We start from the raw sequence: 23,399 nt of genomic DNA, 5'->3' as shown, positions 1-23,399 counted from the left end.
CATATGAGTTCATCAACCATCATGGCTAGTAGCCAGTTCACAACCCGAATTACCCAAGACAATCCTTCCGGGATGACCCTGAGCGGTACCAACACGTATGTCATCGCAGCCCCCGGATCCGACACGGCGGTGGTGGTAGACCCGGGGCTAGCCGAAGGAGCTGAGGCGCATGCCGAAGCCGTCGCCGAAGTCGTCGACGGCCGCACCGTAGAACTCATCCTCATTACCCACCACCACCTCGACCACACCGGTGCGGTGCAAGCCTTCACACAGCGCTTTGGCGCACCGGTTCGGGCCGTTCAACAGCAATGGTCGGACCAGGCCGCTCCCCTGGTGGCTCACGAGGTCATCCACGCCGCCGGTACAAAAATCCGAGTCGTGCCCACACCGGGACACACATCTGACTCGGTGTCATTTTTCCTCCCCGATGATAATGCGGCCCCGCATCCGGGTGGGACCGTGCTGACCGGTGACACGATCTTGGGCGAAGGCACCACCATGTTGGACTACCCGGATGGGACCCTCGATGATTACCTGAGCTCGCTGACATTCCTGGCTGCCCTGGAGGGTGGGGGACGACAGGTCGCGGTTCTCCCGGCACACGGACCAACACTGGATTCGGTGGCTCGGACCGCCGAAGAATACCGTGCCCACCGGTTAGAGCGGGTTGACCAACTTCGCGAGCTAATCCAGGATCTGCCACCGATTATCACGCCGGTGGATTGGGAGTCGGTGGTCGTGCACGATCTATCCCTGCGGCTGTATCCGAAACTGCCGGATATGGTGCGCGGGCCGGCCAAGAAAACCCTGGCAGCGACCCTGGACTACCTACTGCGCAACGAAAAGGATTGATACATGACCATTATTGTGGGATACACCGAGACACCCGCCGCGCGTGCAGCCCTGGACTTTGGACTCGATCTGGCCGGGCAATTAGGTAAACGCGTGGTGGTCATCAACGCGGGCCCCGGGGCCGAAAATCGCGCTGAGTCGCAGCTGACTCGGGCCGAAGCCGAACAGCTGGAACAGTATCTAGAGAAGTTTTCGGTCCCGTCTGAGCTTCGACAATACTCCCGGGGTCGGTCCACAACCGATGAGTTTAAAGATGTGGTGGCCGAACTGGATCCCTACATGGTGGTCATCGGTGCGGCCAGACGGTCCGGATTCTCAAAGTTCGTGATGGGATCCGTCGCCGATGAATTACTCCGGGAGCTGCCCGTACCGGTGGTCTCGGTCAAAGTCCCAGAAACCTCAGTAGAATCTAACGCCAAGGAGTAACCCGTGGAGATCGTGGTACAACAAGGTGACATCACCAAAGTCGAGGTCGATGCAATCGTCAACGCCGCCAACCGATCTTTACTCGGCGGTGGCGGCGTCGACGGTGCTATTCATTCGGCCGGCGGGCCAGACATTTTAGCTGCCACCAAGCAATTGCGAGCCACCACCGTGCCCGACGGGCTCGCTACCGGAGATGCGGTGGCGACCACTGCGGGAAAACTCCCGGCCCGTTGGGTCATCCATACTGTTGGACCGGTGTATGCCAAAACCATTGACCGGCGAGATCAACTGATCAGTGCGTATCGACGCAGCCTGGAAGTCGCCGATGAGCTCGGCGCCAAATCCGTAGCTTTCCCGACGATTTCAGCCGGTGTGTACGGTTGGCCCCACGACGATGCCGTTGCAGTAGCCGTAGAGACCGTCCGTTCGATGGCCGATCAGGTTGCGGTTGAACGGGTTATATTTGTCCCGTTCTCCGAAGAGATGAAGGCCCGCTACGACGCCCAGCTCGCGGACTAGCGAGGCTTCTCTTCATCGTCTGGGCGATCGTCCACAGAGCGCTCATCTACTGGGCGCTCGTCTGGATGCTTCTCCTCGTGGGCGGTGTCCTGGGTGTGCTCTTCGAGTTCAGTTTCGTCGGTGCGTTGCGCACGACTACGATAAGCATCCTCACCGGGGCCTGCCATATCTGCGCCACGTTCAATGGCCGCTACCGAACCGGTGTACATTGAGCCATCCTCTGAGGGTTGGGTCAGGGGCACCGGCGAGGTATCCGGGTCGGTTTTTACCAGCCCGTCGGCGTTTTTGCGTGGCACGGTCGGAAAGACCCCAATTTCGACCGGGGGCTCGGTGTGCTGCCAAGAACGCACCTTCTCTTTATCGATCTGCGGGGCTGAGTTCATATCCCAGGATTTTCTGCTGCGCTTGAGCTTTATCTCCGATGTCTGCTCGGACTTGGGCTCAGTCTGAGACTCAAGCCGCTGCGGAGGCGTCTGCTCAATGCGCATGATGTTCATGGCCTCTGGGTGCTGTTCAGAGATGAATCGGATAAAGTCTTCCCGGACCAGGCACTGTAAATCCCATAGATCTCCCGCGTTGCGGGCAGACACCGCGGCGCGCAACGTGGCCCGATCACCGGCGATGTCCAGCACCTGCACAGACATATCGCGTCCGTCCCAAAGGTCCGTCGACTCCAGCAGCGCGCGCAACCGGGAACGCAGCGCGTCGACGGGCACCCGCCAGTCGACATGGAAATCGATCCCGGCGGAAATTTCAGTGCCGGTGCGGGTGTAGTTTTCAAACGGTGTGGTTGTGAAATACGACGATGGGTAGATAATCCGGCGACCGTCCCAGATTTTCAACACCACATACGACATTGTGATGTCTTCAATGGTGCCGTAGTAGTCATCCATCACGACGACGTCTCCGACTCGGATCGCGTCGGTAAACGCCAACTGCATGCCAGCAAAGACGTTGGTCAAGGTGGTTTGAACAGCCAGTGCTGCCACGACGGATACCAAACCAGCCGAGGCTAACAGCCCGGCCCCCAACGCCCGAACCTGCGGAATCGCCAACAGAATGGCTGCCACGGCCACCACAATGATGGCCGTATGGAGCACCCGCTTGATAAGTTGCATCTGGGTTTTGATCCGGCGGCCACGCCGATCGGCGGCGGTGACCTCGTCATATTGCAGCTCCACGCGGCGCTCAATAACATTGACGACCCGAAGCGCTAACCAGGCGAACCCTGAGGCAGTTCCGATCAACAGTAAGAACGCTAAGAGGTCATAGAGTCGAAGATCCCGACCGGAGAGTTCTAACCCGACCCGAGCACCAAGAAACACCATGGCGGTAAATGCAGGCGTCAACAAAATCTTCAGATGCGAGCGCATGCGTTTGCGTCGGCGGAGCACGAAGCCTGCGGCCAGGGCGACCACGGCCGTCAACGCGAACCCCGCCAGCGCCCCAATAGCGATGTTCAAGCTGGCACCAAATATGGGGCCCAGCGAATCAATATTTTCTAATGCCGAGTTTTGAACATCCTCGGGAACTGCTTCTTCAACATTGGGCATTGACGGCCCCTCGGACGGGTCAGCCGGGGCCTCTTCGGTTTCGTGACGCAACATAGGCACCATCCTCTCAGCGCGATCTGAACTAATCCTGAAAACCGATACACTAACAGGCATGCTTCACATCACCGATTTGCGCCCCACCACCTTTGATCCTGCAACCGTGATGCCGCGCGCCAAACTCGAGATTTCTGATGCGTCGGCCGTCGTGGAACCCATCATTGATCAGGTCAAAGCCCGTGGCGCGGAAGCAGTCTTAGACTTCACCGAACAGTTCGATGGGGTACGGCCTGACAACCTGCGCGTCCCCGAGCATGCCATGACGCAAGCCCTCGAGAAACTCGAGGCTGATGTTCGCGATGCGCTAGAAGAATCCATCGCCCGGGCACGGGCAGTCCACGCCGCACAGCTGCCCCCGGACACCGTGGTACCGCTGGCTGATGGCGCCACCGTGGAGAATCACTGGGTTCCCATCCAGCGCGTGGGTCTGTATGTTCCCGGCGGACGAGCCGTCTACCCGTCGTCGGTCATCATGAACGTGGTTCCCGCCCAGGCCGCCGGCGTCCCCGGCATCGCCATCACCTCGCCACCGCAGGCCGACTTCAACGGTCTCCCCCACCCGACCATCCTGGCGGCGTGCAAACTGCTGGGTGTCGAAGAGGTCTATGCCACCGGCGGGGCCCAAGCCATCGCGATGCTCGCGTTGGGTGTCAGCGACGCTTCCGGAGCAACCGTGTGTGAGCCCGTGGACCTGATTACCGGCCCGGGCAATGTGTATGTGGCCGCGGCCAAACAGGCGTTCTTTGGCAAGGTCGGCATCGACGCGGTGGCAGGCCCCTCCGAAATCCTGGTGTTGGCCGATGAGACCGCCAACCCGGCCTGGGTTGCGGCCGACTTGATCTCGCAATCCGAGCACGATCCGCTGGCCGCATCCGTCTTGGTCACCACCTCAATGGACTTCGCCGAAGCCGTCGTGGCACAGATAGAACAGCAAGTGCCCGGAGCCGTGTTGGAAGACCAGATTCGGGAGGCCCTGACCGGCCAACAGTCGGGCGCACTGGTCGTGAGCACCCTGGAAGAAGCCATCGACGTGACCAATGCGATCGCCACCGAACACTTAGAAATCCAAACCAAAGACAACGAAGCGGTACTCGAGCAGATTACGCACGCCGGTGCAGTATTTTTGGGTCCATATGCGCCGGTTCCGCTGGGAGATTACTCCGCCGGATCCAACCACGTCCTGCCCACCTCGGGGACCGCTCGGTTTTCTTCTGGCCTCAACACCGTCTCGTTCTTACGCCTCCAGCAACGCATCCGCTACGACAAGGCCGGTCTGGAACCGTTGGCGCCCGGAATTCAGAGACTGGCGCAATCAGAAGGCTTACACGCCCACGCCGAAGCCATCCGCTACCGGTTTGAATAAATGTGACAATCTCTACTTTGCCCCGTATGCAAAATAGGTTAGTCTTATCTGCAGAATCACGAGCTCTTACGACTATTTAGCCCTGGCTGTAAGACGGCAACCCTCCCACGTTGTAGTGGGGTGCCCCAGGTGATGATTCGGCCGCACGGAAGACCCCGTGTCTGGCAAGTACAGCGTTCGAGCGCCCTCGAGCGCCAACCTTCGAAGGCAAGATTGTGACCTCAACTTTGCAAGCCCGTAACCTGCAGACCACCAAGCTCACCGACGACATTTCACCGCTGTCCCTACGCAGTGCCTTTGGGCAATTCCCCTCGGGTGTGGCGGCGCTCGCCTCATATGATGCGCACGGTAACCCGCAGGGCATGGTTGCTTCCTCATTCACCGTCGGTGTCTCCTTGGATCCACCGCTGGTCTCTGTGGCCGTGCAGAACACTTCGGCCACCTGGCCGCTACTGCGCGAGACTCGCCGCATCGGTGTATCGATTCTTGGTGAAGGTCAGGGACTGATCGCCCGTCAAATGGCCGCCAAGGGCTCGGACCGGTTCGCCGGGCTGCACACCGCTACCAACGACGACGCAATCTTCGTTGAAGAGTCAGCGCTGTGGTTGGAAACCTCGGTGTACGGTGAGTTTCCCGCCGGTGACCACATCGTGGCCCTCTTAGAAGTCCATAACCTGGCGGACTTCACGGACATTCACGAACCGCTGGTCTTCCATAAATCACAATTCCGCAATATTCGGGACCACTAACCTGCCATGGATGCAGTTCGCGTCGATATCTGGCTCCACGCTGTGCGGCTGTTCAAAACCCGCTCAGCGGCGAGTACTGCGGTCAAAGGCGGCAAAATCAAAGTCGACGGGGAACCCGTCAAACCATCCCATAAACTCCGGGTTGGCCAGACGATCACCTTCCGCCAGCCCGGCCGCGAACGGATCATCGAAGTCACCGGCCTGTTGGAGAAACGCGTGGGATACCCGGTGGCCATCAAGCACTACATCGACCACTCCCCCGCACCGATCCCACGGCACCTGGTCGCCGTCCCCAAGCGTGAACGCGGGACGGGTCGACCGACGAAGAAGGAACGCCGACAGCTCGACCGGTTGCGCGGATACAACAGTCAATAAAAGCATCCAGGAAGTTCACAGCTGGCGTTCGGATAGTTTAAAATAACCTTTATTACACTAGAGGTACCTCTTCAAGGTGCGAGTGATGTTGTAATCCCGCCGCCAGATGAACCCCTTTCATCAGGCGGCGGGATTTTTCATGACGAAATCTCACGTTGTGAATCTTGCGTTGATCTATAAGTATGCCCAATGAGTTTCCCAATAAGCCCGTGATCCACTAGCCTGTGGTCTGGTAGAAAATGCACGTCGGCCCGTGTTGATACCTGATTACCAGAAATGAGAATTTATCCATGTCTGATCGGCAGACCGGCACCGTTAAATGGTTCAATATCGAAAAAGGATACGGCTTCATTACCCCCGATGACGCATCGGGGGATGTTTTCGTCCACCACACCGGCATTGACCAAACCGGCTTCCGTCGACTTGAAGAAGGCCAGCAGGTGCACTACGTCATCGCCGCAAGCGACCGCGGACCGATCGCCCAGAAAGTTTCTACGGCGTCATGAGGCTCGCCATTGGAGCGGGCTTCTTAGCGGCCATCGGCCTGTTTGCCTTCGGGCCCGCCAGTGCAGCGTACGCGACGGCGGAGTCTCCTGACCCATCTTCATCCGTGGTGACCGAGGAGCCTTCTGCAGAAGAGACTCCGGGCGGCCAGATGTCTTGCGATATCATCGACACAACCGATGACGCCGTCACGATCGAATCTGAACACCTGGAGACACTGGAAGATCTTGCAGTCATCGAGGATGACGATGAGCACGTGGATTTCGACAGGATAGACCAGACCTCGATTGTGGTGCCTCGCTCCGAGACGGACCTTCTCGTCCTCGTCGAAGGCTGGGATGAACAAAACAGACAAAGGACATATTGCGAGGTAGCTATTCCGGGTATCCCGGAGGAGCCTGAATCGGAGACCACTGAACAGCCGACTAACGACGGAGCTTCTCCGGAGTCCTCCGATGAAGAGTCCCCCGATGAAACAGCTTCTCCGTCACCAACTGTCCCACCGGAGCCGCCTTCTACCACGCCGCAACCGACGCCGTCACGGTCACCTTCACCCAATATGGCCTCTCCGACACCGCCCAGTGCACCGGCGATGACGCCGAGCACCCCCACCACCCCGCAACCGCCGATCGCGAGCGCACCGCCCACGCCCTATGCTCCACCACCAGCATCGACACCGTCCCCATCACCAACGGCCACAACGACACCGTCAGAAGACCTCAGTGCCGCTGACACCGAACGGCGGGGCCCTCGTGAAATTCGCCCGCTCGCCGAAAGCCCGCGGTACTTACTGCCCGAGATATTCGGTATGCAATCGCATCGGGGTTCACCGCTGGTCATGCCCGGTCCCCGCGATGCAGATGAACAAGCTTCCGAACTTGAGACGCTCCCGCCTATTTCTGAGGACGAACTCGATGCGATCAAAGCCCAATTGTCGTCCCCCGGCCATGCCGACCGAACACCAACCGGGAGCCAGGTTGAAAGTGCTGCGCCACAAGAACGCGACTCAGGTCAGCGTTCCTGGTGGCTACTGGGTGGACTGACAAGCGCCGTCGGCATCGGAGCTGTGCTCTGGTGGGCCTTGAATCGCTATAGACGCAACCACTAGTCAGTTCTCCTGGGCAGCATTGGGTTCCGGTCCGGTGCGCTTATTCAACAGTCGTTCTGCCCCAGAGATTCCAAGAATCGCGCAGGCAAACCATATCCCACCGGCAGGACCCACCGGTCCCGCAACCAGGCTCGCGGCCAGCGGCAACACTACTTGTCCCACCCTGTTACCCACCAATCGCAGGGCTAACGCTGGACTGCGCCACGATCGCGGCACACCCTGCGATATCAGGGTCATCGTAATCGGCTGTCCAACACCCAACGTGAAACCGCCCACGGCCATAAAAATAAAAGCCGCAACCATGCCCGGAACGCCCCACCCCACGACCCCGGGCACAACAGCAATGGCGGCAGCCGACACCAACAGTGCTACCAAAAGCAGATTATTGCGCGCGTACCTGGCGGACAACGGCCGAATAAAGATCCGCGAGAGTACCGATGTGGCACCTCGGATAGCCAACAGCGCCCCGATGACCATCGGAGAGACACCATAGGCCTCCCCGACCAGCGGCATAAACGCCACCAAGATATCAAGAATCGCGAGTAACGCGAGCGCTGCAAACATGTGGGACGTTATCCCCGGCAGTTTCAAGATGTTACGCACCGAGGGTTTCGCGCCGGCCTCGACAACGACAAGGTCTTGGGTCTGCGTGGTCGGTGCCGGTGGGTGGGTAGCACGCAGCGTATACAAGATCGGGACCGCCACTATCGAAGTGATCGCACCAATCCACAGGGCTAGATTAATACTGTGGGTGAGATCGTCGCCTCCGGCCTGCGCCTCGGTCAACGAAGTATTTCCCAGCAGGACACCGGACAGCAAGGGACCAAGCATCTGGCCGACGGAAAATGACGCGGTAAACCACCCGAAATTAGCATCCATGTCTGGGGCCCGCGACCGACGTGCCACCATGCTTTGCCCGCCGATGGTAAACATCAAATGGCCGATCCCCAACACGGCCGAAGCAAGCATCAAATGCACGACGTTGCCCGTCAACGCAAGATACGCGGCTCCGAGGGTCAGAATGAGGATGCCTAGGGCTACGAAGTTTCGTGGGGATTTGAGCCGTGATTGCAACCGTCCAAAGGGCAGCGCGAGAAACAGTGGTAGGAGGGCATACGCGGCGGTGGCGATCCCAATTTCCGTTTCGCCCCAGCCCAGTAGGATCAGTTTATAACTGGTGACCGGTCGAACGAGATTCGCTGTCGTCTGCGTCAAGATACCAGCGATTAGCATCAGCCATAGCCAGCCTGGCAAGGCGTTGTGAGACGTTCTAGACATAACGTGGGCGCGAGATCCTTCAGCATTCGACGTGGGGACGGCTCGTCGATCTCGACTCAGCTTACCGGACGGGACAACGCCTCGAAGCTTGCACAGTCAGTACACTCATCAACTAGACCTATCCGTACGGTTTCAAGAGGGACGATGAGCCAAGAGTCGAATCCGCGACCACGACATCCGCTTGCGCCGGTTGCCGCCGCGTTAGAGTCGCCGTTGGGCGACCACGCTTTGTTCTATCTCACGCAGCTGGAGCACACCTTTCGGTCCGCTACCGAAAACAGCATTCAAGAGTTCGACTTAGATCTGCGGCAGTACTCTACGCTGGCGTTTATCGTCGATGGGCACGCCCCGACCCAGCAGGAGCTATCGCAACTCTTGCGGCTGGATCTTTCCCAGGTCGTTTCCCTAACAAAGGGGTTGGAAGCACGCGGCTTACTGGTCCGACAGACCGCGGCGCACGACCGACGCGCGAAGACCCTAGCAATCACCGCAGCGGGCAGGCGTCTCTATGCCCAAGCCGCGCTCGAGGTCCGACGGGTGGAAGAACATCTCACAGCGTCCTTGTCACGCCGCGATCATATCGCGCTCAGGGCGCTTCTTGGCCGAATCTTGCCGCTGCCGTAATGGGACCGGACTGTTCTTAGTCGGCGCTGGAAACGGTATAGAGCTGCTTGGCGCCACCCCCAGTGGACTGGGAAGGCAGGTAGTATTCTGGGTCAACCCACTTATCGTTGACCTTGATTTCGTAGTGAATATGAGGCCCGGTCGAGTTGCCGGTTGAGCCTGCCAGCGCGATAGTCTGGCCTTGTTCCACGGTGTCACCAACGTTGACGCGTAGTTGCGAGTTGTGGCTGTACGCTGTCACAACACCGTGACCATGGTCGACTTCTACGCGGTGACCGCCGGTGCTGTGCACGCCCGCAAACACCACGGTGCCTGCTTCAGTAGCCTTCACTGGGGTTCCGGTTGGTACCGGGAAATCAGTGCCTACGTGGAACTGGGTTCCGGCACCGGTGGGGTTGCTTCGGCTCCCGAAGGTCGAAGACGTCCGCGTCGAGTCAGCAGGGAAGATCATTTGCAGATTTCCTGGCAGGGATTTCAACGATCCGTTGTGGGGGTTTTGTGCTTCAGCAACTGCAAGCTGCCCGGCGGCAACGTCGCCTTCACCTTCTTGGTACAACCGGCCTAGGCCAACCTGCGAGGCGGCCATTTCGTTGGTCATTTTGGCTACGACTCGTTCATCGCCACCGGTAATAGCTGCTGGGATGACCGAGGTTTCACGCGGTGTCGCGTCGAGCTCAACGGCATTTGCTTCTGCGGTCTGCCCGAAAGCTAGCGGGTTACCGTCACCGGCATTACCGCCGAAGGTCACAGCGGCCGAGGAGACGGCCACGGCGACACCTGCAGTAAGGACGGAAGCGTTGCGTCCGCGCTTTTTCTTGATTGCTGCTGCACGCAGCGCGCGGCGAGAGGGAAATTCGGAAGATGGCATAAGTGTAGTACTCACCAAAAAAGAGGAAGTCTGAATAGCTTGTTATATCGTAGCGTTATCATTTCGTTATATCCAATCCTCAAGTATCGTCGCAGGTATATTGAATCGTTAGCTGCCACCTCGGTCGTGACTTGCGTCTCAAGCGGGTCGCACGCCCCAACGAGCAGAGGCCTGTGACCAGACGATTCAGCTGGTCTCGATCGATCACCACGACCCCGTCATCGAGGGTTCGCCCAGCAGCGAAACTCAAGCTGGGGTGCCCTCAGTGGCCGTCGCGATGCGGTCTAAGGTACCGTTTATGGGTTTGCGAGGTCCCGAGGTGAGCACGAACTGTGGATAACTTCGCTGATTGTGACCTCAATGCGGCTGAAACGACTTTGGGGTTGTATGATGAGGCCAGTATGCCTGTTACCAACTCGCATACTGGCGTTGCCCACAACGGCGTGCGTAACGACTCTGAAACGGAAACGATCCGCTACCACTGCTCCCCATCACGGAGCGACTATGCATTTTCGCCCGGGCATCCTGTGCCCGGGTCTTCGTATATAAACCGCCTACGATAGCGTCCTACGGCAGCACGCATCGGCAGCGGGCATGGGATAAGAGAGTCATGACTGAAGTTCAAACCCCACTTCGCACCGAATCTGATCTCATCGGCACGGTCGAATTGCCTACCGATGTGTATTACGGTGTCAACACTGTTCGTGCCGCAGAAAACTTCCAACTGTCGTCCAGTCGCATCGAACAGTTCCCGGAGCTCATCGAAGCCCTGGCAATCATCAAGCAGGCTGCAGCCGCCGCGAACCGCGATGTCGGCGCACTGGATGCAACCATTGCCAATGCAATCATTGCAGCAGCTCAGGATATTACTGCTGGCCAACTGCACGATCAGTTTATTTTGGACATGATCCAAGGCGGCGCTGGCACCTCTACCAATATGAACGCCAATGAGGTTATTGCCAACCGCGCACTGGAGCACCTGGGCTATGCCAAGGGCGACTACGACGTGTTGCACCCGTTGAACCACGTCAATATGGGTCAATCAACCAATGATGTTTATCCTTCTGCGCTGAAGCTTGCCCTGCATAAGATGACCGGCACCTTGCTGACGAATCTCGAGACCTTCCGGAAAGCGCTCCGTGCCAAGGCCGAAGAATTCAGCTCGACCGTCAAAATGGGCCGCACGCAAATGCAGATCGCTGTGCCCATGACCTTGGGCCAAGAATTCGGCGCCTGGGCCACTATGATCGAACGCGCAGCCACCGGTGTGAAACGGGTGCGCTTTGATCTATTGGAACTCAACCTGGGCGGCACTGCCATCGGCACCGGCATCAACGCAAACGTTGGATACCGCGAGCGCGCCATTGAACAGTTGCGTGAAATCACCGGCATTAACGGCATTTCGTCTGCTCCGGATCTCATTGCGGCCACCGCTGATACCCAAATCTTTGCTGATCTATCCGGTGCGCTCAAACGTGTTGGGCTGACCATGTCCAAGATTGCTAACGATCTGCGGCTGCTCTCGTCGGGTCCTTCCGGTGGATTTGGTGAGGTCAATTTACCAGCACGCCAGGCCGGCTCGTCGATTATGCCGGGCAAGGTCAACCCGGTGATCGCCGAAGCCGTCAACCAGGTCGCCTATCAAGTTGCCGGGCACGACGCCGCCATCAGCATGGCTGTTGAAGCCGGCCAGCTGGAACTCAACCCCTTTGAGCCCATCATGGCTCGCGGGCTGTTCGATTCGATCGCTCTGTTGGCAAACGCATCCACGATGTTTACCGAAAAGTGCATCACCGGAATTACCGCCAATACGCAATTGATGCGCGATGTTGTCGAAGGATCCGCTGGCTTGGCGACCGTGTTCTCCCCCGTCGTCGGGTACAAAGCCGCGACCGCGTTGGCGGTAGAAGCCAATGAGACCGGGGCCAAAGTCACGGACCTGGCCGTTGCAAAAGGTCTGTTGAGCCGTGACCAGGTTGAGCAGCTGCTCAACGAGGCGCTGGCGCTCTAGGCTAAAATTTCGGGGGCGTTCATCACCAGAACGCCCACTCCCATGAATATCAGTCCGATCACTTGGAGTGGTCGGACTGATTTCTTTGGAGCCGATAACAGTCCGAAGTGGTCAACGGCCATGGACCCGGCCAGCAACCCCAGTTGAATCACCACCACGGTGAGGGCAGAACCGATAAGGGGCGCGAGAAATGCCACGCCGGCAACGTAGAGCGCGCCCAGCGCGCCACCGATCCACATCCACCAGGGGTTTTTCCGTTCCCCGGCTGGCACGCGGATCCGTAAGGATGAGCGTGTCACGGCTACCAGCAGAACCAGCACGAGCAGTCCGACTGCAAACGAGATCAGTGCGGCATGAATGGCTGAACCCAATACACCCGTCAATTGACCGTTAATGACGACTTGGAGTCCAAAGCAGACCCCAACCGCCAGCCCGACGAGGTACCAGATTGGTGACGGGGTGGGTTGGTTCAGGTGTGGGTTGGGTCGTCCGGCGCGAACCGCCAGCAGGGCTGCGGCGAGTACTATGATTGCTCCGGTCAGTCGCCAGGCGTTGGCCGGGTAGATGTCAACGCCGAAGAACCCGAAGTGGTCGATGATCATCGTGGTCACGACCTGGGCGGTGAGATTCAGAGCGGTCGAGTACAGCGCGCCGATAATGGGGAGCAACACGACGGTGGTGGTCATCCCGATGACCCCGAGTAATCCACCGGACCACAGCCAGACCGGCTCGGTAGCGAATAAGCGGGGGTCGAAGGTCACGGTCCCCACCGTCGTCCAGGTCAATACCGCCAGACAGCTGGTGCCGACCAGAAACGAGATCGCAGACATGACCCACGGGGAGGAGACCGAGGCCCGCAGCCGGTTGTTGATGGCTGACTGGTTCGGCAGCAACACCCCGATGAGCACACCGAGCAGCACATACATCATCGTGTGCTGCGCTAAATGGCTCGGGCCGGGGTCAGAATGTTGTTCGGGTCCAGCGCATGTTTGATGGCCTGCTGCGTATCGAGGACAGCCTGCTCTAGTTGGATGGGCAGCTCGTGGTGTTTGACCGCCCCGATGCCGTGTTCACCACTGATGGTGCCACCCAGTGACACGGCCAGTTTGGAAATATCGACGATGACGGCCTCGGCCGCGAGATACTCGTCGTGGGAGTCCCCGGCTTCAACTATAGGATGCAGGTTGCCGTCCCCGGCGTGGGCCACGATCGAAACCGCCCGGCCATGCTGGGTCGCGATCTCCTCGATCCCACGGAACACATCGACCAGTTGTCCGATCGGCACGCCAACATCACACGAGACGCGCAACCCACGAGCGCTCAGTGCCGGATTGGCCAGGCGGCGGGCTGCTAACAGCGCGTCGTTTTCGGCGATGGCGACCTCGACGGCCCCGTGTTCGGTGCACACCTGTGTGATAGCGCGTGCGGTTTCAGCGGCATCATCTCCGACAGTCTGGCCGATGAGGACTGCGGCCTTGGGTACGTCCAAGCCTGAGGGAGAGAACGCCTCGATGGTTTCCACGCTATGGGCATCGAGCAGCTCAAGAACTTCCGGTTGGGCTTGACCGTTGACGATCTCGGTGACGGCCTGCCCGGCAGCCTGGATCGAATCGAAACTGGCTCGGAAAGTATGCGGAGTGCCCGGCGGAATCGGTTTGAGTCGCACCGTGGCCGCGGTGATGATGCCCAGGGTGCCTTCGGAACCGACGAAGAGACTCGTGAGGTCGAGACCGACGACGTTTTTTCGGGTGCGGGTGCCGGTGTTGATGATGGTGCCGTCGGCCAGGACGACTTCGAGGGCGGCGACCGAGTCTCGAGTCACCCCGTGAGCGATACAGCGCAATCCCCCGGCATTCGTGGCGATATTGCCACCGACCGTCGAAATTTCTACACTGGCTGGATCTGGCGGGAAAAACAGCCCGTGCTCACGCACCGCGCGATCAAGGTCTGCGGTGATGACGCCGGCTTCCACCACCGCCAGTCGATTCACCGGGTCAATGTCGCGGATACGGTTACAGTGTTCTAGAGAAATGATCAGGCCGTTGGGGTAGCTTACCGCCCCACCGGCCAGGCCGGTACCGGCGCCGCGCACGGACACCGGCACTCGGTGGGTGTTAGCCCAGCGCAGCGCGATGGCGACATCATCGGTGGTGGTTGCCAACACGGCGGCGAGCGGACGATGCGATGGTTGATACCGTGAGCTATCCTGAGACAACCGGGCCAATTCGGGGCCGGTCTCGAGTACTTTGTCACCAAGTCGGTCGGTGAGTTCGGCCAGCGTTTCGGTGAGTTGTTCGTGGGGCATGCGGTTCCTTTACTGTCAGGCACCACATTAGCTGTGTCGCCCACCACGTTCTACTCTGATGCGGCGGTTGCGTTGGAAGCCGTGTCAACCCCGAGTTGTGCGTCCCTTGTCCGTGGGGAAAGCGAACGACTTTCCTTAGAGAACCTAGTAGAATGACCCCAGCGCTCGTGCTCCGCGTGGCGGTGGATTTTCCAAGACTTCACAGGGAGGTATGCCTCATGGCTCCAGGTTCACGGTGGCTCAAGCCCGCCGACACCGAACCAATTCGACGAGTCTGGATGAACTTTCCACGAGCCGGTGCCGCCAATTACGCGGCACTGTGGCAACTCTCCTCCGCCCGACGAGCCTGGATCCGCCTCGCAGAGACCATCAACCAGTTTGTCCCCGTGACCTTGCTGGTTGATCCCGATGATCAACACACCATTGACTCGTATTTATCCACCAAGATGCGCACCGTCGTGGTGCCGTTTCATAACGGTTCGCTGCGCCGCACCGGCCCGACCCTGGTGGTCTCGCGCGAAGCTCACAACACCGGCGGTCGCCGTCCACGGCGCGTGTTGGGAATGATCGACTTTGCATTCAATGGTTTCGGGCATCTTCCCGGGGTGTCCTACGGGCTGGATGATAATCTTCCCGGCACCCTGACCGAAGTCCTAGCCCGCTTTGAGAGCGTCCCCGAACGGCAATTTTCGGTCATGGTATCCGAAGGTGGCTCCTGGGTGACCGACGGCCTGGGTACGGCCATCGCGTCCGAGGCCTTACTGACCGACCAGCGTCGTAACCCGGGCTGGTCGCATCGCACCGTCGAACGCGAACTGCGTCGCGAGGTGGGGCTCGACCACATCATTTGGATTCCGCGGGGCTTATGTCACGGCGCTGCGCCACAAGGGTGGGGCGGTTACGTCGATCACGTGGTGGCTTTCCACTCGCCGGGACGGGTCATCTTGCACAACCAACCCGACCCAACACACCCCGACCACGCGGTAACCGAAACCGTGCGCGAGATCCTCTCCGAAGCCCACGATGCTAACGGGCGGCCCCTGGAAATCATCGACATGCCAGCCCCGCAAACCCACTCGGATCTGCGCGGCCCGGTCAACTGGAGCTACCTGGATTTTCTGGTGCTCAACGACGTCATCCTGATGCCGCGGTTCATCGACCCCCACGACGACGAAGCACGCAAGCTGATGGCCACGCTGTATCCCGAACACCGCGTCATCCCCTTCACCGCCCAGGCGCTATTCGACCACGGTGCCTCCATGCGCGCCGTCACACTGCCTGAGCCGCGCGTCAGCTCACAACGATAACGCTCAGCCAGCGGGGACAAACCGCCCCGAATCGACGCGAGAACCGGGCCAACACGCTAACCTGAACTCGACGACAGGTAAAGGAGCGTAATTGGCCAAGCAGCAGATGACCAAAACCCAGCGAGCCCTGTTGGTGGTGGTGCTGGTCCCGGTCTTCATGTCGCTGCTGTCCATCTCCTCGATTAACGTCATCCTGCCCTCAGTGCAAGAATCCCTCGATGCGACCACCAGTGAAATCCAGTGGGTCTTGTCCGGTTACACTTTGGCCTTCGGGGTGCTGCTGGTCGCCGCCGGGCGCGCCGGTGACACCTTCGGCCGGGCCAGGCTCTTTGTCGCCGGCCTGGTCGTCTTCGGGCTGGGCGCGCTCCTGTCCGGGCTAGCGGTCAACGGGCTGATGCTGGTCCTGGCTCGGTTCGTCATGGGCTTCGGTTCAGGCCTACTCAACCCTCAAACCGTGGGCTTCATTCAACAATTTTTCGACGGGCCACGCCGCGCTCGCGCTTTCGCATCGTTTGGGACGGTCGTGGGAGTGTCCGTAGCCATAGGACCGGTCCTAGGTGGTGGGCTGATCGCCCTGGCCGGACCCGATTGGGGCTGGCGGTGGACCTTTCTGGTCAACGTCCCCATCGCTGCCGCCGCAATCTGGTTTGCCCGCCGACACTTCCCGGCCGAAGCCTGGCAACGCACCGGCCCCGCGGCCCACGGCGGCAAGCCCGACCTGGACCCGGTCGGGACCGTAGCCTTTACCCTGGGCACCCTGTTGGTCATGTGGACGTTTTTGGAAATCGATCAGGGCGGGATCTTCTGGGCCATGCTGCCGGCCGGAGTGGCAATCCTTACGTGGTGGGTCTGGTGGGAGCGCCGGTATAAACGCCGCGGCGGTGCGCCCATGGTCGACATGGCCCTGTTCCGTAATCGGCCCTATCGCAACGGGACCTTGCTCATCGGACTGTTCTTTACGGGTTCGACCTCCGTGTGGGTCACGGTGGCGATCTTTTTGCAAACCGGCCACGGGGTCTCAGCCTTGGGCGCCGCACTGATTGGCGTGCCTTCGGCCATCGCGACGTCGATTTCCTCGCAGATCGCCGGGCGCTACGTGCTCAACGCTGGACGCCCCATGGTCGCCTGGGGCATGACGGTGACCCTAACCGCCCTGGCATCGTCCATCTTCGTCGTGGTGGGCGTCCAGCTGTGGGACTGGTCAGTGTGGTGGCTCGTGCTCACACTGTCGCTGCTGGGCGTGGCCCAAGGCTTTATTGTGTCACCGAACCAAACCCTGTCGCTGATCGAGGTACCCGCCCATGTCTCGGGAGTCGCCGGGGGTGTGATGCAAACCGGTCAACGCGTCGGCACCTCGGTGGGCACCGCGCTGATCACCTCAACACTATTCGGAGTCGCCGCGGCGTGGTCGTGGAACTGGGCGTTTATTGCGGCCTTCGGGCTCATCATGTTCATGGTATCCATCGCCCTGGTGGTAGCCATCGTGGATGTGCGCGGCACCCGACAAGCGCAAGCCGCCGTCGCTCAGGGCCGCGAATCCGCCTAGCGCGTCACCGCCTGCGACATACTGCCCGGCACGGTACCCCATGCGATACATTAGAGGCATCGACAGGGGAGCAGCCACCAGCTGCTGAGAGTGCGCAAGCAGACCCTCGAACCTGATACCAGATCATACTGGCGGAGGAAGTCGTCATACTCTCCACGCACCGCGTGCCCTCCTATGCACACAGGAGGAACCAATGAAAAAAGTGTTACCACTGACGGTCGCCGCCGTGCTCGGACTGGCCGGTTGCTCGGTCGCAGACCAGGCCCCCGACGCGGACGACGATGCGCAAGCCTCGGTCACCATCATGACCCACGACTCGTTCAATGTGCCCGAAGAACTCGTCACGGCCTTCGAGGAAGATTCCGGGTACAGCGTGACCACGACCTCCCCCGGGGATGCCGGGGCGGTGTTGAACCAACTGATCCTGCAGCAGGACAACCCCACCGTCGACGGGGTGTACGGCATCGATAACTACTCGGCCGAAACTCTGCTGGCCGAAGACATGCTGACCACTCACGACGTCCAGTTGGGTTCAGCCGAAGAGTTCACGGTCGCCTCCGATACCGACGGCCACCTGGCACCCATCGACCACGGGCAAGTCTGTGTCAACATGGACAACGAGTGGTTCGACGACCAGGGCCTCACCCCGCCCGAAACACTCGACGATCTGACCGACCCGGACTACGAGGGCCTGTTCGTCACGACCGACCCGACCGCATCCTCACCGGGCCTGGCATTTCTGGTCGCCACGATAGCCGATCAGGACGACTGGCAGCGCTACTGGCAAGACCTGCTGGATAACGGCACCAAGGTCGCCGGCGGCTGGTCGGATGCCTACTACTCGGATTTCACGGCTGCTGGTGACGGCGAGTATCCACTGGTGCTCAGCTACTCGTCCTCCCCGTCGGCCGAAGAGGGCCGCACGTCCTCGATTCTGGGCACCTGCACCCAACAGGTCGAATACGCCGGTGTGTTGGCCGATGGCGCCAACCCCGACGGCGCCCGGGCGTTCATCGAGTTCCTGCTCAGCACCGAATTCCAAGAAACCCTGCCCGAAGAAATGTACATGTACCCCGTCGATGACTCGGTTGAACTGCCCGAGGAATGGGCCACCTACGCTGAACTCGCCGAGGACCCGATCACCGTTGACGAAGCCGAAGTCGCCGACAACCGTGATCAGTGGCTGACCGACTGGACCGAAGTATACGAAAACCATAGCTCGTGATGACCCGCCTGGGGTGGGGTGCCGCCGTCGCGCTAATCCTCACCTTCCTCACCATCTTCTTCGCCTGGCCCGTCGGAGCGATGCTGCTGCGCGGTATCACCGACGACGCCGGCGCGCTCGATCTGAGCAGATTTGGTGAGGTCTTGACCACCGGGCGCACCTGGGACATCGCCGGTCACACGCTGGTGATGGCCCTGGGCGGCACCATCGGCTCGGCGCTCTTCGGTATTCCCGCGGCCTATATTTTGTACCGCACCGATTTTCCGGGTCGCACCATCCTGCGATCCATCACCCTGGTCCCCTTCGTGTTACCCACCGTCGTGGTCGGAGTGGCCTTCCGCGCCCTACTGGGCCCCAACGGCCCGCTGGGGTTTTTAGGGCTGGACCAGACGACGTGGGCCGTCATCGCAGCCATGGTGTTTTTCAACATCAGCCTGATCGCCCGGCAGGTGGGTGGGTTATGGCAGATGTTGGACCCGCGCACCGTCGAAGCCGCCCGCAGTCTCGGCGCCTCCCGAGCTCGCGCGTTTTGCACCATCACCCTACCGGCACTGACACCCGCCATCGGCGCCTCGGCCGGGCTGGTTTTTCTGTATTGTTCCACCGCGTATTCGCTGGTGCGCACCCTGGGCACGCCCGGCGTGGGCACACTCGAAACCGAAGTCTTCCGCCAAACCCAAACCTTCCTGGACCTGCGCACCGCCGCGGTCTTCTCGGCGCTGCAGGTCGTGTTCGTCCTGGCATCGGTCTGGCTCACCCAGCGGCTGGCCCACCACACCACGACCGCCCTGCGCCTGCAACAGCCCCATCGCCAAAACATCACCCGAGCCGACTGGTTGCCGTTGTCCGTGACGATGTTTGCGGTCGTGGTCATCATCCTGTGGCCCATGTTCAGCCTGGTCGAGCGCTCGCTTGCCGACGGTGATGGCGGTTACGGGCTGCACAACTACCGGCTGCTGGTTACTTCCCCGGGGACCGGTTTTGCCGGCGGCGCGACGGCTGCCCAAGCGCTCGAGCACTCCCTGAAAATCGCCCTGGATGCCACCATGATCTGTTTGGTGGTTTCGATCCTCATTGCGCTTGTGCTGACCCGGCGGGTCAAGAGTCGTCTGCTCTCGCGTGCACAGCAATGGCTAGATGTATTTATCATGTTGCCGATGGGCGTCTCCTCGGTCACGATCGGGTTTGGTTTCTTGGTCTCGATCCACGCATGGGATCCGGGGCTGGGACAATCTGGGGTGTTCGTGCCGCTGGCCCAAGCCGTCGTCGCGCTGCCGCTGGTAGTGCGCAGCCTCATCCCCATTCTGACCGCCGTCGACCCGCGACAACGACACGCCGCGGCTGTACTAGGCGCATCCCCCGCTCGGGTCTTTCGCACCATCGACGGCCCGTATCTGTTGCGCGCCGTCGGACTCGCCGCGGGCCTGAGCTTTTCGGTTTCCCTGGGCGAATTCGGTGCCACGAGTTTCCTGGCCTCCCCCGATTACCAAACCCTGCCCGTTTACATCGTGCGGCTGCTGTCTCGCCCCGGCGCCGACAACTTCGGCATGGCCCTGGCCGCCGCCGTCGTCTTAGGTGTCGTCGCCGCCATCGCGTTACTCCTGGGCGAACGCATCCGCCCACGCACCATCAGGAGCACCTCATGACCGCCATCGAACTGATCAATATTCACCTGGGCTATCCCAATGGCAACCAAGTCTTCGCCGGGGCTGAGCTGACGGTCGCCAAGGGTGAGATTCTCGGGGTGCTTGGCGCCTCGGGTGCCGGCAAGTCGACCCTGTTACGGCTCATCGCCGGACTGCAGCACCCGCACGCCGGCACCGTCAAGATCGCCGGGGAAATTGCCGACGACGAGGGCCGTTACCACATGCCGCCGCACCGTCGCGACTGCACCATGGTTTTCCAGGACGCACAATTATTTCCGCACCGCAGTGTGGCCGGCAACGTCGCTTACGGGCTTGAAGCCGCCCGCGTACCAGCTGCGCAACGACGTCGTCGCGTGGCTGAGGTCTTAGAAATGGTCGACATTGCTGAGCTCGCCGACCGGGCGATAACGGAATTATCTGGTGGGCAGGCACAACGTGTTGCATTGGCGCGATGCTTGGTCATTCGCCCATCGGTCATTTTATTCGATGAGCCGCTTTCCGCCCTGGATCGTGGGTTACGGCAGCGCTTAGCTGTGGATATCCGAGAGTTATTAAAGCGCACCGGAACGTCAGCCATTTACGTCACGCATGACCCAGCCGAGGCCACGACCGTGGCAGACCGCATCGCGGTGGTTGAACACGGACAAATTCAGGACCTTGGTCCGGTCCCGGAGCTGGACGTGTCCAAACTGTCCGAATCCGTAGCGAGCTTATTGGGTGGTCTTGGTGAAGTCAGCGGCGTTGTGACCGCGGTCAGTGATGATTCGACGACGATTGAGATCGTTGATCGTCTCGTGGTGCTCCCGGGACGCCAGGGTGTTGTTGGGGATACCGTAACGGTCAATCTGAGTCGGTAGGTTATCGTTTCGTCCGCTGTGGTTCTCACGCAGCATTGCCCGATCAGATGCAAGCAGCTCAATACTCTGGTCTGCCGAAAACATAAAACCTGTTCCCGCAACCGTGTCGCGGCGAAATGTGGAAAAGTCTTCGCCGCCTATGCGTTATCCACAAAACGAATAACACACCCATATCGTGTCCCACCTGTATGATATATACCGACAAATACATGCATAACAATCACATTAACTTCTTCAAAACTGTTGAATGGATCACGGTGGGCGGGTAGAATAGGGGCATACCTCAACCCGTTTCCCTTCTATTCTTCGCCCCTTCGTTTCCTCTTCGCTGTTGATGTTTTCTTGTCACTGATCGGTGCTTGTCGAAAGGACCCGTTGATGGATACCACCCAGATCTTGCCCAACATTGGCTCCCCGGTGTCCTCGCCAGCGTTTGACCCGGCAGCTGCCGATGACATGAGTGTGGGCGAAGCCGTCTACGCTGCAGCCTTCTTCGCCGACGTGGCCGCACAGCGGATGGCCGATCCGGCGGCAGCTGGTGACTTCGCCCGATTTGTGACGGCCTCTGGAGAGGACTGGAGCGGATTCAAGTCCGCGACTGCACCCGGTGCGGTGCCAATACCGCCAGATAACTATTATGATTCGCTGCCGGGCATTGCCCATATGGTGCGCCACCAGCAGCGAGCCACCGATGCGATCCTCACACATTTCGCCGCTCATCTGGAACCAGCCCTGGGCGACCAAGCCGCATTGTTAGGGACTCCCGACGGGGTCAAAGGATATAAAAATGGGCAGGTGTACTTCCGGGAAGTGCTGAAACTCTCATCAGCTCAGACGACGAAGATTCATGATCGGGTCCCGTATGTCACCTGGGCCTCGGGCAAAAATCCCGCGTTGGCGGCCTATCAGCCCAATTTGCTCAAAGTCGCTGAATCCTTTGCCGAAGGCAAGATTTCCGGCGAAAACCTCGACCGCATCATCAGCATGGACAAAGATCTCACCAAGTACGTGCACAAAACCAAGGCCCTCCCCGGGATCAAACGCGACATCCTGCTGGCCTTTGAAGACGCTCTGGTCGATGCCGCCGAGACTCTGACTCCCGATGAACTCTCCGAAGCCAAAACCCGATGGGCCAACAAAATCGCCCACGCGATCGACCCTGACGGGCCCCTGGTATCCGATGCGCTGCGCAAACAACCCGACAACGCGCTTCGCACCCAGAACCTGGCCGATGGGTCCGGCAAAATCAGCATGCATGCCACCCCGGCGGTGTATGCGGCCTTTAAAAACTGGTCCCTGCATCAGCTGAATTTCAATGGCACCCCGGTCGAGATCCCCCAAGAGGTCCTGGACCTGCTAGCCACCGACGACCAGGAAGCACCTGACCCGGCGGCAGCCGTCAATGACCTCAACGACCTGACATCTAGCCCGGATCCGGATGCTCAAGCTGAAGACCCTCAGGGCGCCACCCTCTCAGCTGAAAAGACGGCGACTATCGACCCGCTCACCACCGGTCAGCGGTTAGCAGCCATTATCATTGGCATGTTTCAAAACTTGTTGACGATGGATCCCAAGGACCTCGGCGTCAAGAAAGCCCACGGCGCCGCAGCGCAGTTGATGATCGTCCAAGACATCCAGACAGCCTATGAAACCCTCGGAGTCGGTGCTCTCCCGGAGGCGGTGCGACGACCACCCCAAGCCGCCGGAGTGTTACCACCGATCATCACGCGTCCGAATCCCGATCACGAGCCGGTATGTTTGAATCCCGATCACACCCGGGGCCACTCCCCACCATCGTGGACTCAGTTTATGTCGGAGGCCGTGAACATCGGCGCCATGCGCCCTGCTGACATTGCTCCATTAGCTTGTGACAGTAAACTCGTGGGCCAAATCTGGAACAGCCACCACGAAGTCCTCGCCCAACACCGAGCCCACAGGCTCTTTACCCCCACCCAACGTCGGGCCATTCTAGCGCGGGACCGTGGCTGCCAAGCCCCCGGCTGCACCGTGCCAGCCGTCTACTGCCAAATCCACCACATTGTGGAATGGCTCAACAACGGCACCACCAACGTCGACAACGCCATCACCCTGTGTGCCCACCACCACGGGGCGGTCCACAACGGCAAATGGAAAATCCGCAAACACCACGGGACCACGTTCTTCCAACCAGCACCCTGGTTAGATCCCACCCAACCCTTACTGCGCAACCTCTACTGGGCGTTATGA

At 60.0% G+C, this 23,399-nt stretch carries 21 protein-coding genes and 2 riboswitches; of the genes, 16 read left to right on the top strand and 5 right to left on the bottom strand.

Going from position 1 to position 23,399, the window contains the following annotated elements; translation table 11 throughout:
* Positions 1 to 3 precede the first annotated feature (3 nt).
* Genes J2S62_RS02375 through J2S62_RS02365 form a run of 3 tightly spaced genes read left to right on the top strand, consistent with a single transcriptional unit; the run spans position 4 to position 1,797 of the window.
* Positions 4 to 852, top strand: coding sequence for an MBL fold metallo-hydrolase (locus J2S62_RS02375; protein ID WP_310170927.1), 849 nt, complete (start codon positions 4 to 6; stop codon positions 850 to 852).
* 3 nt (positions 853 to 855) lie between these two features.
* Positions 856 to 1,278 (top strand): universal stress protein, encoded by a 423-nt coding sequence (locus J2S62_RS02370; RefSeq protein WP_310170924.1) that lies wholly within the window; start codon positions 856 to 858, stop codon positions 1,276 to 1,278.
* Between the two features lie 3 nt (positions 1,279 to 1,281).
* Positions 1,282 to 1,797, top strand: a complete 516-nt coding sequence (locus J2S62_RS02365) for an O-acetyl-ADP-ribose deacetylase (RefSeq protein ID WP_310170921.1) — start codon at positions 1,282 to 1,284, stop codon at positions 1,795 to 1,797.
* Here the strand turns inward: J2S62_RS02365 and J2S62_RS02360 are convergent.
* Positions 1,794 to 3,404, bottom strand: a complete 1,611-nt coding sequence (locus J2S62_RS02360; RefSeq protein WP_310170918.1) for a mechanosensitive ion channel family protein — start codon at positions 3,402 to 3,404, stop codon at positions 1,794 to 1,796. The genes J2S62_RS02365 and J2S62_RS02360 overlap by 4 nt on opposite strands.
* Before the next feature lie 58 nt (positions 3,405 to 3,462).
* Between J2S62_RS02360 and hisD the strand changes: the two genes are divergently transcribed.
* The 5 genes from hisD (at position 3,463) to J2S62_RS02335 (ending at position 7,506) form a co-directional block, all read left to right on the top strand.
* Positions 3,463 to 4,770: a histidinol dehydrogenase gene (gene hisD / locus J2S62_RS02355; RefSeq protein WP_310170915.1), complete on the top strand. Its 1,308-nt coding sequence runs from the start codon at positions 3,463 to 3,465 to the stop codon at positions 4,768 to 4,770.
* A 54-nt stretch (positions 4,771 to 4,824) separates the two neighbouring features.
* Positions 4,825 to 4,947: riboswitch (SAM riboswitch) on the top strand.
* A 38-nt stretch (positions 4,948 to 4,985) separates the two neighbouring features.
* Positions 4,986 to 5,519, top strand: coding sequence for a flavin reductase family protein (locus J2S62_RS02350; protein WP_310170912.1), 534 nt, complete (start codon positions 4,986 to 4,988; stop codon positions 5,517 to 5,519).
* Positions 5,520 to 5,525: 6 nt separating this feature from the next.
* On the top strand, positions 5,526 to 5,894 hold the full coding sequence (locus J2S62_RS02345) for an RNA-binding S4 domain-containing protein (protein ID WP_310170909.1): 369 nt from the start codon (positions 5,526 to 5,528) through the stop codon (positions 5,892 to 5,894).
* A gap of 290 nt (positions 5,895 to 6,184) precedes the next feature.
* Positions 6,185 to 6,400, top strand: a complete 216-nt coding sequence (locus J2S62_RS02340; protein WP_310170906.1) for a cold-shock protein — start codon at positions 6,185 to 6,187, stop codon at positions 6,398 to 6,400.
* Positions 6,397 to 7,506 (top strand): hypothetical protein, encoded by a 1,110-nt coding sequence (locus J2S62_RS02335; protein ID WP_310170903.1) that lies wholly within the window; start codon positions 6,397 to 6,399, stop codon positions 7,504 to 7,506. Before J2S62_RS02340 ends, J2S62_RS02335 begins: the two co-directional genes overlap by 4 nt.
* On the opposite strand, the gene J2S62_RS02330 is transcribed toward J2S62_RS02335, so the two are convergent.
* On the bottom strand, positions 7,507 to 8,784 hold the full coding sequence (locus J2S62_RS02330; protein ID WP_310170901.1) for an MFS transporter: 1,278 nt from the start codon (positions 8,782 to 8,784) through the stop codon (positions 7,507 to 7,509). It lies immediately after the preceding gene.
* 144 nt (positions 8,785 to 8,928) lie between these two features.
* Between J2S62_RS02330 and J2S62_RS02325 the strand changes: the two genes are divergently transcribed.
* The gene (locus tag J2S62_RS02325; RefSeq protein ID WP_310170899.1) at positions 8,929 to 9,408 is read left to right on the top strand and encodes a MarR family winged helix-turn-helix transcriptional regulator; all 480 of its coding nucleotides are present in this window, start codon (positions 8,929 to 8,931) and stop codon (positions 9,406 to 9,408) included.
* Positions 9,409 to 9,424: 16 nt separating this feature from the next.
* Here J2S62_RS02325 and J2S62_RS02320 read toward each other — a convergent pair whose 3' ends face one another.
* Positions 9,425 to 10,291 carry a M23 family metallopeptidase gene (locus J2S62_RS02320; RefSeq protein WP_310170897.1) on the bottom strand — a complete coding sequence of 289 codons (867 nt, stop codon included), beginning with the start codon at positions 10,289 to 10,291 and terminating at the stop codon, positions 9,425 to 9,427.
* A gap of 595 nt (positions 10,292 to 10,886) precedes the next feature.
* Here J2S62_RS02320 and J2S62_RS02315 point away from each other — a divergent pair.
* Complete coding sequence (locus tag J2S62_RS02315) at positions 10,887 to 12,287, top strand: aspartate ammonia-lyase (RefSeq protein WP_310170894.1); 1,401 nt, start codon at positions 10,887 to 10,889, stop codon at positions 12,285 to 12,287.
* On the opposite strand, the gene J2S62_RS02310 is transcribed toward J2S62_RS02315, so the two are convergent.
* Both J2S62_RS02310 and J2S62_RS02305 read right to left on the bottom strand, forming a co-directional pair.
* Positions 12,284 to 13,216 (bottom strand): DMT family transporter, encoded by a 933-nt coding sequence (locus J2S62_RS02310; protein WP_310170891.1) that lies wholly within the window; start codon positions 13,214 to 13,216, stop codon positions 12,284 to 12,286. The two genes, J2S62_RS02315 and J2S62_RS02310, sit on opposite strands and share 4 nt — an antisense overlap.
* 11 nt (positions 13,217 to 13,227) lie before the next feature.
* Complete coding sequence (locus J2S62_RS02305) at positions 13,228 to 14,592, bottom strand: FAD-binding oxidoreductase (RefSeq protein WP_310170888.1); 1,365 nt, start codon at positions 14,590 to 14,592, stop codon at positions 13,228 to 13,230.
* Between the two features lie 218 nt (positions 14,593 to 14,810).
* Between J2S62_RS02305 and J2S62_RS02300 the strand changes: the two genes are divergently transcribed.
* The 6 genes from J2S62_RS02300 to J2S62_RS02275 all read left to right on the top strand — a co-directional run bounded on the left by J2S62_RS02300 (position 14,811) and on the right by J2S62_RS02275 (position 23,399).
* On the top strand, positions 14,811 to 15,899 hold the full coding sequence (locus tag J2S62_RS02300; RefSeq protein ID WP_310170886.1) for an agmatine deiminase family protein: 1,089 nt from the start codon (positions 14,811 to 14,813) through the stop codon (positions 15,897 to 15,899).
* A gap of 91 nt (positions 15,900 to 15,990) precedes the next feature.
* On the top strand, positions 15,991 to 17,445 hold the full coding sequence (locus J2S62_RS02295) for an MFS transporter (RefSeq protein WP_310170883.1): 1,455 nt from the start codon (positions 15,991 to 15,993) through the stop codon (positions 17,443 to 17,445).
* Between the two features lie 54 nt (positions 17,446 to 17,499).
* Positions 17,500 to 17,602, top strand: a riboswitch (TPP riboswitch).
* A gap of 36 nt (positions 17,603 to 17,638) precedes the next feature.
* Positions 17,639 to 18,670, top strand: coding sequence for a thiamine ABC transporter substrate-binding protein (locus J2S62_RS02290; RefSeq protein ID WP_310170879.1), 1,032 nt, complete (start codon positions 17,639 to 17,641; stop codon positions 18,668 to 18,670).
* Entirely contained in the window at positions 18,670 to 20,316 is a 1,647-nt protein-coding gene (locus J2S62_RS02285) for an ABC transporter permease (RefSeq protein ID WP_310175687.1), read from the top strand. Before J2S62_RS02290 ends, J2S62_RS02285 begins: the two co-directional genes overlap by 1 nt.
* Entirely contained in the window at positions 20,313 to 21,173 is an 861-nt protein-coding gene (locus tag J2S62_RS02280; RefSeq protein ID WP_310170876.1) for an ABC transporter ATP-binding protein, read from the top strand. Before J2S62_RS02285 ends, J2S62_RS02280 begins: the two co-directional genes overlap by 4 nt.
* A 378-nt stretch (positions 21,174 to 21,551) precedes the next feature.
* Positions 21,552 to 23,399 (top strand): HNH endonuclease signature motif containing protein, encoded by a 1,848-nt coding sequence (locus J2S62_RS02275; protein ID WP_310170873.1) that lies wholly within the window; start codon positions 21,552 to 21,554, stop codon positions 23,397 to 23,399.

Source organism: Enteractinococcus fodinae (genome assembly GCF_031458395.1).
Taxonomy (GTDB): Bacteria; Actinomycetota; Actinomycetes; order Actinomycetales; family Micrococcaceae; genus Yaniella; species Yaniella fodinae.
Note: the sequence above shows the minus strand (reverse complement) of the source record. Positions and strands in the feature narration are given on the sequence as shown.

Excerpts from the sequence above, each read along its gene's own strand:
- J2S62_RS02305 (WP_310170888.1), bottom strand. The coding sequence starts at position 14,592 with ATGCCCCACGAACAACTCACCGAAACGCTGGCCGAACTCACCGACCGA.
- J2S62_RS02375 (WP_310170927.1), top strand. The coding sequence starts at position 4 with ATGAGTTCATCAACCATCATGGCTAGTAGCCAGTTCACAACCCGAATT.
- J2S62_RS02275 (WP_310170873.1), top strand. The coding sequence starts at position 21,552 with ATGGATACCACCCAGATCTTGCCCAACATTGGCTCCCCGGTGTCCTCG.
- J2S62_RS02335 (WP_310170903.1), top strand. The coding sequence starts at position 6,397 with ATGAGGCTCGCCATTGGAGCGGGCTTCTTAGCGGCCATCGGCCTGTTT.
- hisD (WP_310170915.1), top strand. The coding sequence starts at position 3,463 with ATGCTTCACATCACCGATTTGCGCCCCACCACCTTTGATCCTGCAACC.
- J2S62_RS02310 (WP_310170891.1), bottom strand. The coding sequence starts at position 13,216 with ATGATGTATGTGCTGCTCGGTGTGCTCATCGGGGTGTTGCTGCCGAAC.
- J2S62_RS02330 (WP_310170901.1), bottom strand. The coding sequence starts at position 8,784 with ATGTCTAGAACGTCTCACAACGCCTTGCCAGGCTGGCTATGGCTGATG.
- J2S62_RS02345 (WP_310170909.1), top strand. The coding sequence starts at position 5,526 with ATGGATGCAGTTCGCGTCGATATCTGGCTCCACGCTGTGCGGCTGTTC.
- J2S62_RS02290 (WP_310170879.1), top strand. The coding sequence starts at position 17,639 with ATGAAAAAAGTGTTACCACTGACGGTCGCCGCCGTGCTCGGACTGGCC.
- J2S62_RS02315 (WP_310170894.1), top strand. The coding sequence starts at position 10,887 with ATGACTGAAGTTCAAACCCCACTTCGCACCGAATCTGATCTCATCGGC.
- J2S62_RS02300 (WP_310170886.1), top strand. The coding sequence starts at position 14,811 with ATGGCTCCAGGTTCACGGTGGCTCAAGCCCGCCGACACCGAACCAATT.
- J2S62_RS02360 (WP_310170918.1), bottom strand. The coding sequence starts at position 3,404 with ATGTTGCGTCACGAAACCGAAGAGGCCCCGGCTGACCCGTCCGAGGGG.
- J2S62_RS02370 (WP_310170924.1), top strand. The coding sequence starts at position 856 with ATGACCATTATTGTGGGATACACCGAGACACCCGCCGCGCGTGCAGCC.
- J2S62_RS02340 (WP_310170906.1), top strand. The coding sequence starts at position 6,185 with ATGTCTGATCGGCAGACCGGCACCGTTAAATGGTTCAATATCGAAAAA.
- J2S62_RS02285 (WP_310175687.1), top strand. The coding sequence starts at position 18,670 with ATGACCCGCCTGGGGTGGGGTGCCGCCGTCGCGCTAATCCTCACCTTC.
- J2S62_RS02280 (WP_310170876.1), top strand. The coding sequence starts at position 20,313 with ATGACCGCCATCGAACTGATCAATATTCACCTGGGCTATCCCAATGGC.
- J2S62_RS02325 (WP_310170899.1), top strand. The coding sequence starts at position 8,929 with ATGAGCCAAGAGTCGAATCCGCGACCACGACATCCGCTTGCGCCGGTT.